Origin of the sequence: Streptomyces sp. NBC_00122, assembly GCF_045160845.1 — a bacterium.
In the GTDB taxonomy this organism is placed as follows: Bacteria; Actinomycetota; Actinomycetes; order Streptomycetales; family Streptomycetaceae; genus Streptomyces.
Genome location: NZ_CP108191.1, coordinates 6,738,794 through 6,754,658 on the forward strand (window position 1 = coordinate 6,738,794; position 15,865 = coordinate 6,754,658).

13 protein-coding genes are annotated in these 15,865 nt (G+C 71.8%); 5 read left to right on the forward strand and 8 right to left on the reverse strand.

All coding sequences use genetic code 11. The annotated features are described in order from the left end of the window. The first annotated feature begins 248 nt into the window (after positions 1 to 248). The gene (locus OG737_RS30730) at positions 249 to 1,220 is read left to right on the forward strand and encodes a TAXI family TRAP transporter solute-binding subunit (protein WP_328929457.1); all 972 of its coding nucleotides are present in this window, start codon (positions 249 to 251) and stop codon (positions 1,218 to 1,220) included. Positions 1,221 to 1,228: 8 nt separating this feature from the next. Here the strand turns inward: OG737_RS30730 and OG737_RS30735 are convergent, their stop codons facing one another. From OG737_RS30735 to OG737_RS30745, 3 genes are read right to left on the reverse strand one after another with little or no spacing between them, the layout of a single operon-like run. Then, entirely contained in the window at positions 1,229 to 2,596 is a 1,368-nt protein-coding gene (locus OG737_RS30735) for a HAMP domain-containing sensor histidine kinase (protein ID WP_328929458.1), read from the reverse strand. Next, positions 2,593 to 3,309, reverse strand: a complete 717-nt coding sequence (locus OG737_RS30740) for a response regulator transcription factor (RefSeq protein WP_328929459.1) — start codon at positions 3,307 to 3,309, stop codon at positions 2,593 to 2,595. The genes OG737_RS30735 and OG737_RS30740 overlap by 4 nt, the downstream gene beginning before the upstream one ends. Positions 3,310 to 3,342: 33 nt before the next feature. Then, positions 3,343 to 4,722, reverse strand: a complete 1,380-nt coding sequence (locus OG737_RS30745; RefSeq protein ID WP_328929460.1) for an MFS transporter — start codon at positions 4,720 to 4,722, stop codon at positions 3,343 to 3,345. 167 nt (positions 4,723 to 4,889) lie between these two features. Here OG737_RS30745 and OG737_RS30750 point away from each other — a divergent pair, with 167 nt between their 5' ends. After that, the gene (locus tag OG737_RS30750; protein WP_328929461.1) at positions 4,890 to 5,513 is read left to right on the forward strand and encodes a hypothetical protein; all 624 of its coding nucleotides are present in this window, start codon (positions 4,890 to 4,892) and stop codon (positions 5,511 to 5,513) included. Positions 5,514 to 5,528: 15 nt separating this feature from the next. Here the strand turns inward: OG737_RS30750 and nadE are convergent, their stop codons facing one another. The 4 genes from nadE to OG737_RS30770 form a co-directional block, all read right to left on the reverse strand. Beyond that, positions 5,529 to 6,359 carry an ammonia-dependent NAD(+) synthetase gene (gene nadE, locus OG737_RS30755; RefSeq protein WP_405922233.1) on the reverse strand — a complete coding sequence of 277 codons (831 nt, stop codon included), beginning with the start codon at positions 6,357 to 6,359 and terminating at the stop codon, positions 5,529 to 5,531. Between the two features lie 238 nt (positions 6,360 to 6,597). Continuing rightward, entirely contained in the window at positions 6,598 to 9,498 is a 2,901-nt protein-coding gene (locus tag OG737_RS30760) for an ATP-binding protein (protein WP_405922234.1), read from the reverse strand. A gap of 190 nt (positions 9,499 to 9,688) precedes the next feature. Continuing rightward, positions 9,689 to 11,062: a cytochrome P450 gene (locus tag OG737_RS30765; protein WP_405922235.1), complete on the reverse strand. Its 1,374-nt coding sequence runs from the start codon at positions 11,060 to 11,062 to the stop codon at positions 9,689 to 9,691. A gap of 14 nt (positions 11,063 to 11,076) precedes the next feature. Next, positions 11,077 to 12,114 carry a lyase gene (locus OG737_RS30770; protein WP_405922236.1) on the reverse strand — a complete coding sequence of 346 codons (1,038 nt, stop codon included), beginning with the start codon at positions 12,112 to 12,114 and terminating at the stop codon, positions 11,077 to 11,079. A 630-nt stretch (positions 12,115 to 12,744) separates the two neighbouring features. Here OG737_RS30770 and OG737_RS30775 point away from each other — a divergent pair. Both OG737_RS30775 and OG737_RS30780 read left to right on the forward strand, forming a co-directional pair. Further along, positions 12,745 to 13,152 (forward strand): hypothetical protein, encoded by a 408-nt coding sequence (locus tag OG737_RS30775; protein ID WP_328929466.1) that lies wholly within the window; start codon positions 12,745 to 12,747, stop codon positions 13,150 to 13,152. Positions 13,153 to 13,198: 46 nt separating this feature from the next. After that, positions 13,199 to 13,423, forward strand: coding sequence for a hypothetical protein (locus OG737_RS30780; RefSeq protein WP_328929467.1), 225 nt, complete (start codon positions 13,199 to 13,201; stop codon positions 13,421 to 13,423). On the opposite strand, the gene OG737_RS30785 is transcribed toward OG737_RS30780, so the two are convergent. After that, a complete protein-coding gene (locus tag OG737_RS30785) occupies positions 13,411 to 14,793 on the reverse strand; it encodes an LCP family protein (RefSeq protein WP_405676859.1) in 1,383 nt (460 codons plus the stop codon). The two genes, OG737_RS30780 and OG737_RS30785, sit on opposite strands and share 13 nt — an antisense overlap. Before the next feature lie 135 nt (positions 14,794 to 14,928). Between OG737_RS30785 and OG737_RS30790 the strand changes: the two genes are divergently transcribed. Continuing rightward, the gene (locus tag OG737_RS30790; protein WP_405676857.1) at positions 14,929 to 15,834 is read left to right on the forward strand and encodes a hypothetical protein; all 906 of its coding nucleotides are present in this window, start codon (positions 14,929 to 14,931) and stop codon (positions 15,832 to 15,834) included. Positions 15,835 to 15,865: the final 31 nt, after the last annotated feature.

The following is a 15,865-nucleotide window of genomic DNA, read 5'->3' on the forward strand; positions in this document are numbered from 1 at the left end:
GTGCCAGCTCCCTGTGGATCTGTTCCGCCTCGCGGCGTGTCTGGCCGGGCACGTCACCGCGTTCCCTGATCAACTGGGCATAGATGGGCGCTTCGTTGGCAGTGTTCAAGGTCTGGCGCTCCCCTTATCGGGCCGGGTGCCCGCAGCCGGGCTGACCGAGTGAGTGTAGGGGGGCGTGACCGGTGGGCGAGACGGCGGCCCCCCCCCGATACTCACGGAACCTGCGGGGTGCTGGTTAGGCTTCCGCCGTGACCAGCGCAGACGTGAGCCGTCGACGGGTGATGGGCGCCGGGCTCCAGGTGTGCGCGGGGGCGCTGGCGGCCGGATGCTCGGCGGGCCCCGCTCCCGTACGGCGGCTGCGGCTCGCGACGGGGCCGGAGGGAGGACCGTACAACGCCTTCGGGAAGGCCCTGGCGCAGGCCGTCGCCGCGAGCGGCCGTCGGCTGGAGATCGTTCCGGTGAGCACCGCGGCGAGCGTGAACAACCTGCGCGAGCTCGACGACGGCTCGGTCGACCTGGCCCTGGCCATGGCGGACGTGGCCGAGGACGCGGTGCTGGGGCGTGAGCCGTTCCCCCGTCCGGCCGCGGTGACGGCGCTGGCCCGGGTCTACGTGAACTACACGCACCTGCTCGTCCCGGCGGACGGGCCCGTGACGTCGGTCCACCAGCTCGCCGGCCGTCCGGTCGCGGCAGGTGCTGCGGGGTCGGGGGTGCAGGTGGTGGCGGGCAGGGTGCTGCAGGCGGCCGGGCTGAACGACGGCCCCTCGCCGGCGGCCCCGCGGCAACTGAGCCTCGCCGCGTCGGCGAGTGCGCTGCGCGAAGGAGCGGTCGACGCGCTGTTCTGGTCGGGAGGCGTGCCCACGCCCGCGCTGTCGGGTCTGGCCCGCGAGCTGCCGGTGCGGTTCCTGCCCCTGGACGGCTACGTGGGCGCGTTGCGGGAGCGCTATGGCCCGGTCTATACGGAGGTCACGATTCCGGCCGTGGTGTACGGGCTGACGGTGCCCGTGGGAACCGTCGGGGTCGGCAACTACCTCCTGGCCCGTGACGACGTACCGGACAGCGCCGTGCGCGAACTGCTCCAGGTGGTGTTCGAGCGGTGGCGTGACCTGCTGCGGGAGGTGACGGCGGGGGCACGGCTGGAGCCCCGGTTCGCCATCTCGACCGGGCGAGTGCCGCTCCACCCGGGAGCGGTGGCGCACTACCGGTCGGTGTACGGCTGATGGGTGGGTCACGGGGGCGGGAGCCGGAGTTCCACCACGAGGCCGTGCGGAGCGTTGGCGCCGACGTCGAGCCGGCCTCCGCTGATGCGGGCGATCTCGTCGGCGATGGCCAGTCCCAGTCCGCTGCCGTGCACGTTCTGGTGCTCGGGGGAGCGCGCGAACCGCCTCAGCAGCAGGGGCAATTGGTCCTGCGGCACACCCGGGCCGTCATCGGTGACCCGTACCACCGCCGTCCCGTCCGCCCCGTGCGCGGCGCTGACCTCGACGCGGCCGTCGCGCGGCACGAACTTGACGGCGTTGTCGAGGACCGCGTCCAGGATCCGGCCCGCCGCGTCCGGCAGGGCGCGGGCCCGCAGGCCTTCCGGGAGCCCGGTGGCCGTCAGTTCCAGTCCGGCGTGTCCGAAGACCGGAGTCCAGGCCGTCACCCGTTCCCGTACCGCCCGCGACACGTCCTGGTCCGTCAGCTCCGCCGTGGCGGACTCCACTCGCGCCAGGGCCAGCAGGCCGTCGAGCAGCTCCTCCAGGCGTTCCGCCTCGTCCAGGGCGCGCGTGTGCTCGGCCCGGCCGGGACCCGGGGCGATGTGCGGTTCGACGTTCTCCAGCTGCAGCACCAGCGTGGCCAGTGGATTGCGCAGCTGGTGGGAGGCGTCGGCGACGAAGTCGCGCTGGCGGCCGATGGAGTCGGCCATCGCCTCCGCCATGGTGTTGAAGTGCTGCCGCAGACGGCGCAGTTCCGGCGGCCCGGTGTCGGACACGGCGCGGGCCTGGAGACTGCCGGCGGTCAGCCCCTCCACCGCCCGGTCCAGATCGAGGACCGGCCGCATCAGCCAGCGCGCGATGCCGGCCGCGACCAGGGCCGCGGCCGCGAAGGCGGCGGCCGCCCCGGCGGCGATGAGCGACCAGCGGACCGTCACGTCCCCGCGGGCGGCGTCGGTGGGTACGGCCAGCAGGACCGCCCCGCTGACCCGCTCGTCCCGGCCCACCGGCTCTGCGAGCACGACGGTCGGCGGACCCCAGGGGCGCACGGTGGGCAGCCGGTCGGTCGAGCGGCCGGTGAGGGCGCGCCCGAGGGCGTCCGCCGCGCCGGCGAAGGGCCTCGTTCCGGCCCGTGCGACCGTCGCCCCCGTCGTGTCGACCACGACCACCCCGGTTCCGTACAGCTGCGCGTACCGGCTGATCTCGGCGGACAGCTCCGACCGGTCGGCGTCGGTGCGCATCCGGTCGGCGAGATCGGCGAACCTCGCCGCCTCCGAACGCCGTTGCAGGAGCAGGTGCTCGGTCCGTCCCCGCGCGTACGCGTCGGCCAGGGGGACGCAGAGCAGCAGCGCCGCGGCCCCCATGAGCACCATCAGCACGGCGAGCAGCCTGCGTCTCACCGCTCGTCGTCCCGGGCCGCCACGGCGCCGAGCTGGTAGCCGAACCCGCGGACGGTGCGCACCAGGCCGGAGCGGCCCGTCTTGGCGCGGATGCCCGCCACGTGGACGTCCAGTGAGCGGGAGGCCGCGAGGAAGGCGTCACCCCAGATCCGGTCCAGGATCTCCTCCCGGGAGTGCACTTCGTCCGGGCGGGCGGCAAGGAAGGCGAGGACGTCGAACTCCCTGCGGGTCAACCGGACTTCGGCGCCCGCCACCGTGACCGTACGGCCCGCCAGGTCGACCTCGACGTCCCCGCTCCGCACGGGCCGGCCCGCGGTGGCGGCGGAGTCGGCCGCGTGGGCTTCGAACCGGCCGGACGAGGCGCCCGTCCGGCGGCGTACGGTGTCGATGCGGGCCATCAGCTCGGCCATCCGGAACGGTTTGACGACGTAGTCGTCGGCCCCCGCCCGCAGCCCCTGCACGATGTCGCGCTCCTCGCAGCGCGCGGTCACCACGATCAGCGGCGCGTCACAGACGGTACGCAGCCGACGCAGCAGATCGAGCCCGTCCAGGTCGGGCAGTCCCAGATCGAGCAGGACGAACTCGGCTTCGCGGACGAACCGCAGGGCGTCCAGGGCGCGGCCCACCCTGCGGACGGTGTGCCCGCGCTGGGCGAGGGCGGTGCCGAGGGCCTGGGCCATCCGGTCGTCGTCCTCGACGAGAAGCGCGTGCATAGACAGTTCCCTCGCCACCTGTGACCCGGGGCATCAGCTTACGGGAGCCGCCGAGGGCTGCTCGCGGCCGGCGTCGGCGTCCTCGTCCGCCTCGGCGCGGCTGAGCGCCGCATTGCGCGTGTCCGGCATCAGGACGTAGGTGACGAGGGAGATGAACGCGCACCCGGACACGTACCAGAAGAACATCGTCTCGTGGCCACTGCTCTTGAACCACAGGGCCACGTACTCCGCCGTGCCGCCGAAGAGCGCGTTGGCGATCGCGTACGGCAGCGCCACGCCCAGGGCGCGCACCCGGGTCGGGAACAGCTCGGCCTTGACCGCCGCGTTGATCGAGGTGTAGCCGGTGACGATCACCAGGGCCAGCAGGGACAGCCCCAGCGCGGACCAGTACGAGGAGGCCGACCCGAGGGCGGTCATGATCGGGTACGTGCCGACGGTGCAGCCCACCGCGAAGGTGATCAGCAGGGGACGGCGGCCGATCCGGTCGGACAGCATCCCGGCGAAGGGCTGCAGCACGGCGAAGAGGGTCAGAGCGGTGAAGCTGACCAGTGTGGCGGTCGTCTTCGCCATGCCCGCGCTCCCGACCAGATACTTGGTGAGGTAGGTGGTGTACGTGTAGTACGCGACGGTGCCGCCGAGGGTGAGCGCCATGACCAGGCCCGCCTGCCGCCGGTGCTGCCACAGGACCTTGAGCGTGCCGCGCGTGCTCTCGTCGTGCGCGTCCGCGTCCGACGACTCCTCCTTGAACGCGTCGGTCTCCTGAAGCCGCCGCCGCAGCCAGAAGACGACCACCGCGAACAACGCCCCGACGACGAACGGGATCCGCCAGCCCCAGCTCGACAACTGGGCGGTGGTCAGCGTGTGCTGCAACGTGATGAGGATCCCCAGACCGAGCAGCTGCCCGCAGGTCATCGACACGTACTGGAAGGACGAGCCCAGGCCGCGCCGGTTGCGGGCCGACGCCTCGGTGAGATACGTGGCGCTGGCCGCGTACTCGCCGCCGATGCTCATGCCCTGGAGCAGACGCGCGAGGAGCAGCACCAGAGCGCCGAAGTATCCGGCCTGGCCGTAGGTCGGGGCGACGGCGATCAGCAGGGCGGCCACCGACATCATGGTGACGGTGAGCGTGAGCGCGCTCTTGCGCCCGTGCCGGTCGGCGGCGCGGCCGAGGACCCACCCGCCGACGGGGCGCATCAGGAAGCCCACGGCGAAGATCCCCGCCGTGTTCATCAGCTGCGTGGTCGGGTTGTCGCCGGGGAAGAAGGAATCGGCGAAGTAGATCGCGAAGCTGGCGTAGACGAACCAGTCGTACCACTCGACGAGGTTGCCGAGCGATCCGCCGATCAGAGCGAGGCGGCGCTTCCCGCGCTCCTCCCCGAGCGGCGGTGCGGGCGTGGCGGCGGACGAGGTCATGGCGGCTCCAGACGGAAGTCCCTGCTGAGGGACGGGGGGAATGCCCCGGCGCGCTCCGGCGGTGGGCAAGCTCCCAGAGCATGCTTCCGCCACCGCACCCGGACAAGGTCCGTCACCCAGATCTAACGTTCCGCTAAGAAAGCACTCGGCTCTGCCAGGATGGGTAGATGGACGGGGACGTCCCTGTGCACCCGCGCGACGAGGAGGCCGCAGTGGAAGAGCAGATGGAGGCGAAGGGCCCGAAACTGCCGCCGTCGCACCCGCCGAGGACACCGCCGCCGCAGAAGAAGCCGGTCGAGGCTCCGCGGCCGCAGCCCGCGACGAAGCCGAAGGGGGTGACGAGCCTCCAACTGCCCCCGCCCGACGGGCGGAAGGTCGCCGCCCTCGCTCGCACCCGCATGGCCATCCGCAATCGGCGCGTCGCCAACTGGTCGCTCACGGGCGACCGTTGGGCCGCGAAGAAGTCCGTCGCCCGGGTCCTGGAGACCATCCGGAACTGGGGTTACACCCGGCCCGAGGACGCCCCGGTCGAACAGATGGTGGCGCTGCTCGTCGGCGCGGCCGTCGCCGACTCGGGCAAGCGGATCAGCCTGCACGTGGCCGACCAGGAGGAGATGCTCCTCGTCGTCGTACTCAGCCACACGGCAGCGGAACCGGACGAGGACGTCCTCGTCCGGCTGGCGGCCGTGCCGGGTGTTTCGAGCTGCGGTACGGACGCCGGACCGGACGGGCGCCGGGTGTGGGCCCTGATGGAGACGACCCCGCCACGCCGCCGGACACCGGCGGCGTGACACGCCGCGGTGCCGCTACGGCGCGATCGGCAGCTGACGCTTGTGCTCGGTGAGGCGGTAGCGGCGCACGATCGTGTCGAAGGCCCGCTCATCGACCGGCTTGCCTTCCAGGAAGTCGTCGATGTCGTCGTACGTGACCCCGAGCGCGTCCTCGTCGGCCTTGCCCGGGTCGAGGGTCTCCAGGTCCGCCGTGGGGGTCTTCCAGACCAGCTCGGCGGGGGCGCCCAGCACGTCGGCGACGGCCCGTACCCGGCGCTTGGTCAGGCCGGTCAGCGGGACCAGGTCGGCCGCGCCGTCGCCGAACTTCGTGAAGAAGCCGGACACTGCCTCGGCCGCGTGGTCGGTGCCGACGACCAGGCCGTCGTGCGCGCCCGCCACCGCGTACTGGGCGATCATGCGCTGGCGGGCCTTGATGTTGCCCTGCACGAAGTCCTGGTGGTGGGCGTCACGGAAGACGGTGCCCCCGGCCAGCGCGGTCTCCAGCGCGGCATCGCTCGCGGGCTTGACGTCCACGGTCAGCACCCGGTCCGCCTCGATGAAGCCGAGGGCGAGCTGGGCGTCCTTCTCGTCGGCCTGGACGCCGTACGGGAGCCGCATCGCGTGAAAGGTCGCGTCGTGGCCGGCCGCACGGGCCCGCTCCACGGCGAGCTGGCAGAGCCGGCCGGCGGTGGTGGAGTCCACGCCGCCGCTGATCCCCAGCACCAGGGAGCGCAGGCCGGTGGAGGTGAGCCGCTCGGCGAGGAAGGCCACGCGGCGCTCGATCTCCTGCTGGGCGTCGAAGGTCTGCGTCACCTGGAGTTCCAGGGCGATCTCCTGCTGCAGGGCGGTGGACGCCGGCTGGCTCACTGCTGCTCCTCGTGGTCGTGCGTGGCGGGGTGGTGCGCTGTCCCGTCGACCCTAGTCGAAACGGCTGGTCCGGGAGCCGGCCGGGTCGCGGTCCGGGGTGACCCCGCCGATCACCGGGAGGAGCGGGGTGGACCGGTGCCATCTTCGGGCCGGCGCGGCCTGTACCCGGCGTGCACGCACGGAAACGCCACGCGGGCCGCTGCGGCATGCGCAGCGGCCCGCGTGGCGCGGACGGGCGTCAGATTCCCAGGGCCCTGCGGAGTCCGAACCGGTCGGTGCCCAGCTTGGTGAAGACCGCCGAGAGCAGCTCCGAGACCCCCTGGACGTCGGTGTGCATCTCCTTGGCGATCTCGGAGTTGCCCAGGCCGAGAGCGGCGTGCCGTGCGGCCGTGTTCTCCGCGACCGTCAACGTGTCCTGCTCGGAGGTGTGCAGACGGCGCGGGCGCAGCCCGGCCGACGCCAGCTGGGCGCGGGCACGGCTCGCCAGGGCGTCGGCGCCGCAGGCCGCGGCCGTCTCCATGCCCCGGTAGAGCTGCTGGGCCGCCTGGTGCGGATCACCGATGGTGTGCAGCGTGGTGCCGTGGTCGACGAGCGCGTGGGCGAGCTCGCAGGCGGCGGGGGACTGCTCCAGGTGGTCCACCGCCTCCTGCAGCAGATCCACCGCCTGGGACGGGTCCGTGGCCGCCGCCGAGACGCGCAGGGCGTGACCGATCGTGCTGGACGCTCCGAACACTCGGGCGCGTGACACGGCCTCGGCAGCCGTGGCGCGTGCCAGAGCGGTGTCGTGGGTGACCTGTGCGAGGGCCAGGTCCAGCTGCCAGGGACACCACGAGGGGTTGCGCGTACCACGGAGGTCCAGCCGCTTGCCCGCGGCGGCGAGGTGCTGTTCCGCCTCCTTGATCCTGCCCTGCGCCAGGAGGAGCTTGCCCCACACGGCTTGGGGGTCCGGGTAGACGACGGCGTTGGGGAAGCCCTCCGCCAGCTTGTAGGTACGGGCGACCTGCTCGGCCTCGGTGACGTTCCCGCGGGCGAGCAGCGTCTCGATGAGGGTGCCGATCGCGTACCACTGCGCCGGGGTGCCCTGTCCGACGCGGTCGGCGATCTGCAGGCCGGTGCGGACGAGGTCCTCGGCCTCGGCGAGGCGTCCGCGCCGGAAGCGGACGTAGGCCAGCAAGGTGTAGACGAACGACAGGTGCGCCCCGCGCCAGCCCTTCGCCTCGAACTCGATGATGCCGGTGTTGAAGAGCTCCTCGGCGCGGCCCGGCTGGTCGCAGTACATGAGGGTGACCGCCACGACGGCCGGTACCTCGAAGCCGAAGTCCTGGTCGGTCCAGCTCAAGCCCCCGTCCAGCGCCTGCTCCGCGAACTCCAGGGCGGTGGCCGAGGGTTCGCCGCGCACGGCGGCGTCCCAGGCCCGCAGGCCCAGGATGTGCCGCTCGGCCAGACCCCGGCCGGTGAGCCGCTTGGCGAACTGGGCGAGGAGCCGCGAGCGGGCCGGTGAGTTCTCCTCGTCCACCCGGACCGAGTTCCACTTGAACTGCTCGGCCTGCATGCGCAGCCGGGTCCGGGAGCTCGTGGCACGGCGGGCCTCGTCGGCGAGCAGTCCGGCGGCCTCCGCCAGCTGGCCCGTGTGGGCGAGGGCCTGCGCGAGCCGGTACGTGATCGCTTCCCGCAGGCCCTGTTCGGTCTTGGGCTCTTCCAGCGCGGTCCTGAGCTGGTTGATGGTGTTCACGGGATCGTGCAGGAGGTTGGCGGAGCCGAGCTCGAACAGCACCTCGGCCCGGTCCTCCACATCCGGCGGTTCGCGCAGCGCCCGCGCCAGATAGCGCCGTGCGGCATCGGGCGCTCCTGCGGAGAAGCTGTCGCGTGCGGCCTGGCGCAGCTGCTGCACCACCCAGGGGTCGCCCTCGGGGTGCATCTCCAGCAGGTGACGGGCTGCGGCAGCGGAGCCGTGCCCCTCGTCGACCAGGGCCTGCGCGGCCATGCCGTGCATGGCGACGCGGACACCGGGCGGAATCGACCGGTACACCGCGGTGGCGATGAGGGGGTGGAAGAACTCGACGACCTCCTGGCGCCGCACGCTGGTGAGCACGGTCAGGATGCGCGCGGCGCGCAGTTGGTCGATGGCGTCGGCGGTCTGCGCCTCACCGAGCGCCGCGACGCTTCCGACGATGCCGGTCGGGATCGCCGTGCCCAGAACCGCGGCCGCCCAGGCGAGCCGGACGGTGGACGGTCCGAGCTGTTCGAGGCGGTCGATCAGGCCGCTGCCCTTGATGGCGGAGGCCAGATCGCGCAGCTGGGGGATGCTGTCCTGGTGCGGCTTCAGCCCGCGATCGCGGCCCTTCATCGCCAACTCGACGACCTCGAAGGGGTTTCCGCCGGTGATCGCCCAGCACTCCCGGCAGAACACGTCGTCGGCGCTCTCACCGAGGGCGTCCCGCACGATGCGTGCCACCGCGCTCGTGGTGAGGGGAGCCAGTTCGTGCGGGCGCGTCCCCTGACGCCCCATCAGGGCACGGAGCGGGGCGGCGTCGGCGGGGATCTCGTCCGGCCGGCAGGCCACCATGATGAGCATGGCCAGTTCCTCGGCCCGCGCGGCGAAGGCGGTCAGCCATGCCAGCGATTCCGCGTCCGCCCAGTGCGCGTCGTCGAGGACCAGGACGACGGGAGCGCTCCGTACCGTCAGGTGGGTGACGACCCAGTCCAGGCCGTCCCGAACGCCTTGTGGGTCGGGCGCCGTCGGGCCGTTCGGGGCGGCGGTCAGGCCGAGCGCCGGGGCGACGATGTTGTACCAGTTGCCGAGGACGTCGAGGCGCTCGTCCTGGCTCATGGCGGCGAACGTCGGCTGTATGAGCTGCCGCATCACGTGGAACGGCACCTGCTTCTCCTGCTCGCCGCCACGCGCGAACAGCACGGTGCAGCCGCGCTCGGCGGCGTGCCGACGGGCCTCGGCCAGCAGGGTGGTCTTGCCGATGCCGGCCGATCCCGCGAAGGTCAGTACGCCCCCACGGCGCGCGACCGCACCGCTGTCCGAGGCGCCGCAGAGATCGTCCACCGCGCGGTGGATCGCCAGGATTTCGGATTCTCTTTCGAGCGGAGGCTGGGAAGCCCATCCCCGCGGTTCCGTGCCGTGTGACATTCTTGCCCCCTCATGCGCGTGCGGCCGAGTGTACGGCTCGGGGCCAAGAAGTTGCCGAGTAAAGATGATATTGGGGTATCTTGCCACTCGTACGAGGACATTGCTGTACCCTTGGCCGACTTCATTGCCGCGCGGTCTCCGAGAGTTGGCGAGAATCCGCACGGAATCGGTCGGGTTCGATTGGATTCCGTCAACGGCGTGCGACAGGAATCATCGGCAGCTCGCTGGGCTGGGGGATTCCCGCGGGAACCTCGCGCACCGTGACACCCGGCGCGGGCGTCAACTGCCACCGGGACACCACGCTCGCCACCGCGGTGAGGATCTCCGCCACCGCGAACGAGTCGCCGATGCACTTGTGCGCACCGGCGCCGAACGGCACGTACCTGTGATCGCGCGGTCGCTCCGCCCCCTCCCGCCAGCGGTCCGGATCGAAAGTCGTCGGACTGGGGAACAGCGCCGGGTCCCGGTGCAACGCGTACGGGCTGTACGCGATTTCCGCTCCGGCCGGGATCGAGACGCCGCCGAGGGTGACGGGAACCAGGGCGCGCCGGGTGAAGAGCAGGGGCGAGTGCAGGCGCAGCGCCTCCTGGAACACGCGGTTCGTGTACGTCAGTTCGCAGAGGTCGGCCGGGCGGACGGGGCGGTCGCCCACCACCGCGTGGACCTCGGCGTGCACGCGCTTCTCCACCTCGGGGTGACGGCCGAGTTCGTGGAAGATCCAGGCCAGGGTGGTCGCCGAGGTCTCCGTACCGGAGAACATGATGGCGATCGCCTCGTCCCGTACCTGCTCGGGGCTCATCGTCGCGCCCGTTTCGGCGTCCACGCTGGACAGGAGCAGTGAGAGCAGGTCGTGACGGTCCTCCTGCGCGGCGCCGTCCCCTCCCGCTCCCGCCGTTCCGTACTGCGCGATCACCTGGTCGATGATCTGGCGCAGGCGGGCGGCGGCCGTGTCGAACCGCCGGTTGAGCGGGATCGGCAGCCGGTCCAGCGACTTGGGCATGACCGCGCGCAGGAGCATGCCCTCCAGGACGACGGGCAGCGAGCGGTGCACCTCGGCGACGGCGGGCCGGCTCAGGTCCCCGGAGAAGATCATCTCGGCGACCGAGGACAGCGCGTACTGGCGTGTCTCGGTGACCATCGAGACTTCGCGGCCCGCCGTCCACGACGCGGACATAGCCTCCGCCTGCCGGCACATCACCTCGGTGTACTCGGCGATGTGGTTCCGGTGGAAGGCCGGCTGGATCATCCGGCGCTGTTTGCGGTGGAACTCCCCGTCGGTCGTCACGATGCCGTTGCCGAACATCGGGCGGAGCCGGTCGAAGACCCGGCCGCGGCCGAACCGCTGCGCCTGCTGGACCAGTACGGCGTGGACGTGGTCGGGGCTCGTGAGGACGTGGACGGGCCACGTGCCGATGTCGAGCCGCACGACCTCGCCGTGGTCCCGCAAGGACTCCAGGAACGCGATCGGCTGCCGCCACAGTTGCAGCGCGTGGCCCAGGAGCGGTAACCGTCCCGGAACGACAGGGGCGTTGACGACGGGGCCGGGGTGTTCCGCTCGCTCCATGGACCGACTCCCTGTCATGCCACCGAAACCAGGCCCGGGCGGATGTACTCGGACTCCAGCCCGGCCGCGAACCGTTCGTCGCTGTACCGGGTGCACTCGTAACGCTGCCACAGATCCGCGCCGATCATCCAGTCCTCGTAGCTCCGCACGCATCGGGACACCGCGGCGCGCAGCGACGGGTCCGTCTCCCCGCGGGCGTCCAGGGCCTGGAGCAGGAGCCGCTGTGCGGCCAGGAACTCGTCTATGCGGACCTGGATGCGGTCCTCGACCGTGCGGACCGCGTCGGGAAGCGAGCACCGTTCCCAGGAGGATATGAGGGAGACGAGGTTGTTGTTGTCGCCGCAGGAGTGCTCCTTCGGCAGCGAGAACACGTCGTTCCCCCACGAGATGACGTCCACGGCGCTCGCCACGACCTCCTGGAACTCGGGGAGGTCGTGGATGCGTTGCGGCAGGTCGATGCCCAGCCCGGCCTCCACCATGTCCATCATCGGCAGCATCTGGGAACTGTGCCGGCGCATGAGGATGTAGTCCTGGACCGCGGGGCGCCCTCCGGGCCCGCGGTTGCCCGCCTCCTGGTCCAAGGAGCGCAGCATGAGCGGCACATGGGAGCGGTAGCGGGCCGCGGTGCCCTCGGACATCCCGGCCAGGATGCGGTCGCAGAGGTCGATGAACCCGGTCACCAGCGGATTGGCCGGCGACGACGCGCTGCCGCTCCTTCCCGTCTCCAGGTATCCGGTGATCGCCGCGGTGACGGGGCCCCAGGCAGCCACCTCACCGGTTCTGATGAGGTGGTCGTGCTGGTCGTCCAGGACGAACGACCAGGCCATCCACTCGGCGAGCAGGACGATCCTCTCGTACGGGACCTCGCCGCTCACCCGGCCCGCGAGGTGGCCGAATCCGATCCCCGCGAACTGCTCGACGGCGTCGGTGACGAGTTCGTGGCGGACCACCCACGAGGTGGCCTCGGCGTTGGCCTGTGCGGCCTGAGGATGCTTGGAGTTCCCGAACGGAAGGTGAAAATCGGGAACAGAGAAAGAGTTGAGCTGGGTCATTGATCCCCCGTAAAGAGTCTACTTCGCCAATACCCGCTCAATTCGCGATCGCGATTGTCGCGACGCTTCGGGACACACCCCCTCTGCTGCACCTTCGTCGCAGCGGCACGCTGCGGCTCCTGGAATGAACCGATCGCGGAGCGACCAGATTCCGCCGACGCACGACCACATCAAGCCACCCATGCAGTAATTAACTCTCAGGGTGCAGCGCACTGTCAATGTAGGGCGAGTGGAGACACTGAATTAATCCGGAAAATTCCGAAAGTGTATTCGCTCAGAATATGCAAAGCGCATAGTCGGCGCCGCGTGGGGCGTCCGGACAGGCGCCGGCGGGGGTACGGGCCCTCCTCGGAAGGGGAGTTGTCGGCGAACGTGCGCGCCGCAGAGCCGGCCGTAGACCTCTTCCAGCCACGGGTGCGTACACCGGAAACGGTGCATCCAGGGGGGTGTTGCTCCTGCCGGGGCCGAACTCGTCCGCGCAGCGGCCCTGTTCGCATGCGGGACGGGCCGTGCGCAGTCCGGAAACGGCCGGGAACGCACAGCGGCGGGCGAGTGGCCGAAGAGCGCCGTGGAAGTGACCGGCGCTGCCTACACTGCGGGTGGACACGGTCGTCCGGGCAGGGGTGGAACATGCGCGAGTCCGATCCGGCAGACCTGGGCGACGGCTGTGAGGCCGATGTCCTGGGCGCCTACCTGGAGGTCCTGCGGGCGCGGCTGAACGGGGAGCGGTTCGAAGCGCTCATCCGCGCGGTCCAGCTCACCTGCGCCCTGCTGGGAGACGGCCGCCGGCCGGTCCTGGAGGTCCCCGGAGAGAGCGACCTCGCCCCCGACCTGCAGTGCGAGTACCTGTCCCTGATGGCGGTGATGATCACGGGCCACCTCGACCACCGCCTGGTCGAACTCGCCGCCCCCGACGGCGCCCGGGGCTGGGCCGTCGTGGAGAACATCCGCTCCCGTCAGGCGCGCGAGGCCGACCGGGCGTGGATCGAGAAGGAACTGGAAGGCATCGTCCGCGCCGGCGACGCAACGCCATCGTGACGTCCCCGGCGGGCAGGAGCGGACGGGCTGTTCGTACACTCGTGCGGTGAGTGGCGTGAGGTGTACGTACTGCGGGGCCGTCGGGCTCGAACCCGGATTCGTGGAGGACAGCGGCGAAGGGGCCCGCGGCTATGCCCGGTGGATCGCCGGGCCCTTGGAGCGCGGGTTGTTCGGCGGGGCGAAGCGGATGGGGAGGCCCCGCCGGCAGATAGAGGCCTTCCGCTGTCAGCGGTGCGGTCACGTGGAGCTCTTCGCCACTCACCCCGTCTGAGCGTCAGGGTTGGACGCGGATGCGGACGCGGACGCGGGTTCCGGCCGGGCAGGTGTGCCGGCGCAGCGGAGGCTGTCGGCGGTGACGGGGGCGCCGTCGGCGACGTTGCGGTCGTAGGTGACGGGCTTGACCCGGACGGGCTCGGTTCCGACCGTCACGTCGAAGAACTTGTCGTCCTTCGGGACCGCGCGCAGGCGGGAGCCGGGCAGGGCGGCCGCGAGGGTGGCGGCGTCCTCCTCCAGGCCCGCCGGGTAGCTGATGACGGGCGGCCCGCCGGGGCGTACCGCGGGCGCGGACTGCGAGGTGTCGGTGACGGCGAACCCGCTGCCGCGCAGGGCCCCGGCCACCGCGCTGTCGTCCACACGGACCGCGATGCCGGCCGGGTTGGTCGAGGCGGGGTTCTCCGGGACAGGCTGGATGCGGGTGTCGCCGGTGATGGGACGGTCCGCGCGCAGCGCCTCCCAGAGCGCCGCGGATCGCGGCTCGTCCCACACCAGCGTGGAGCCCACACCGGGAACGCGGTGGTCGAAGAGCCGGATCGGTACGGTCGCGAACTCGGTGCGGTCCGCACGCAGCCGGCCGAGCGCCCAGCCGATGCGGACCAGGTCCCGCAGGCCGGTGCCCTCGTCGGTGCGTACGGACTTCAACAGGGCCCGGGCGGTGCGCGCCGTGTTCACGGGGCCGTCCAGCGCGCCCTCGGCGGTGAGCCGGGCCAGCAACCCGGTGACCACGCGCTGCTGGCGCCGGACCCGGCCGAGGTCCCCGGGCCGCTGGTTGACGTGCCGGGCCCGGACGTAGCGCAGGGTGCGGTTTCCGTCGGTGTGGTGGACACCGGTGCCGATGTCGAGACCGGAGTTCTCGTCCTGGAGGGGCCTGTCCGTGCACACGGTCGCACCGCCGAGGTTGTCGACGGCCTGCTCGAAGCCGGTGAAGCCCGTTTCCAGGTAGTGGTCGACGCGCAGGCCGGTGACCTTCTCGACGGTGCGCACCGTCAGCGGGCCGCCGCCGAGCGCGTACGCGCCGTTGATCTTGCCGAGGCGGGGCGGGCCGCTCGGGCCGGTGGCGCCCGCCGTACCGGCGTACTCGACGTAGGAGTCGCGCGGGATGGAGACGACGCTCGCGCGCCGACGGTCCCGCGACAGGTGCACGAGCATCATCACGTCGGTGCAGTTGCATCCCTTGCCGCCCACGTGGAGCCTCTGCTTCTCGGCGGAGGAGAGGCCGGCGCGGCTGTCGATGCCGACGACCAGGATGTTCGTGCCCCGGCCGTGGCTCGGGACCGTGCGGTCGGCCGATACGGCCTGCTGGCCGGGGAACGAGCCGGATCCCAGGGCCGCCAGCAGGGCAAGGGCAACAGTGAGACGACGCAACGCACACCCCATAAGTCGGCAAACCGGAACAGAACCGGAGGTTAGTGGGTGGGTGTGCGCGCCATGGGACTACGCGCCGGGACGGGCCGCGCCCGCCCCCGTCCGGCAGCGGGAGGTCCTTGTAGGTTCTGCCCCATGACCCTCACCACCCCGCCGCGGCCGCTGGACGTCGAGGCCCTGTTCCCGGATCTGGCCGCCCACCGGGGTACGGCAACGCGGCTGCACCCCCGCGCCGGTTCCCCGGGGGCGGGCGACAGCCACGTGGGCGGGCCGCTGCTGTGGCCCGCCGACGAGCCGTGGCCGACATGCGACGAGCCGCACGAACACAGCGGGCCGCTGCTCGCCGTCGCCCAGCTCTACAGCCGGGACGTCCCGGACCTGCCCGCCGGTCCCGACGGCTGCGATCTGCTCCAGGTGTTCTGGTGCCCCTTCGACCGCCACGGTCCCACAGGTCACGGCATGCACGTGCGGCTGCGCTGGCGCCGGTCCGCAGAGGTCCGCGAGGCCTTGGCGGAGCAGCCGCGGGCGACGGTCGTCGGCTTCGACGGCTACGTGCCGAACCCGTGTGTGCTGCACCCGGAGCGGGTCACCGAGTACCCCTACATCGAGCTGCTGACCGGAGAGCTCGGTGAGCGCGTCGAGGAATGGGAAGACGCCCAGGAGGAGGCCGCGTACGAGGAGGCCGCAGACGAGGAGGCCTCCGACGGGGAGGACGAGGACTCCTCCGCGTGGCCGAGCTACCAGAGCGACCTGTCCATCGCCCCCGGCTGGAAGGCCGGAGGGCACGCCGCGTGGAACGTCACGGGCCCCGGGACGATGGACTGCCGCGGCTGCGGCCACGGAATGGAGCTTCTCCTGACGATCGATACGTACGAGTGGCGCTCCGACAGCACCAGTTGGCGGCCGGCGCAGCAGGCCGGGGCCGTCCCCGGGACCGACTCGAACCGCCCGACCGGGGTCGCCGTCGGCAACTACGGCAAGCTCAACATCTTCGCCTGCCCCGAGGACCCCGCCCACCCACACGGTTTCGCCGTGCAGTGACCGGTGCCTGCCCGGCGGACCGGCCGGCCGC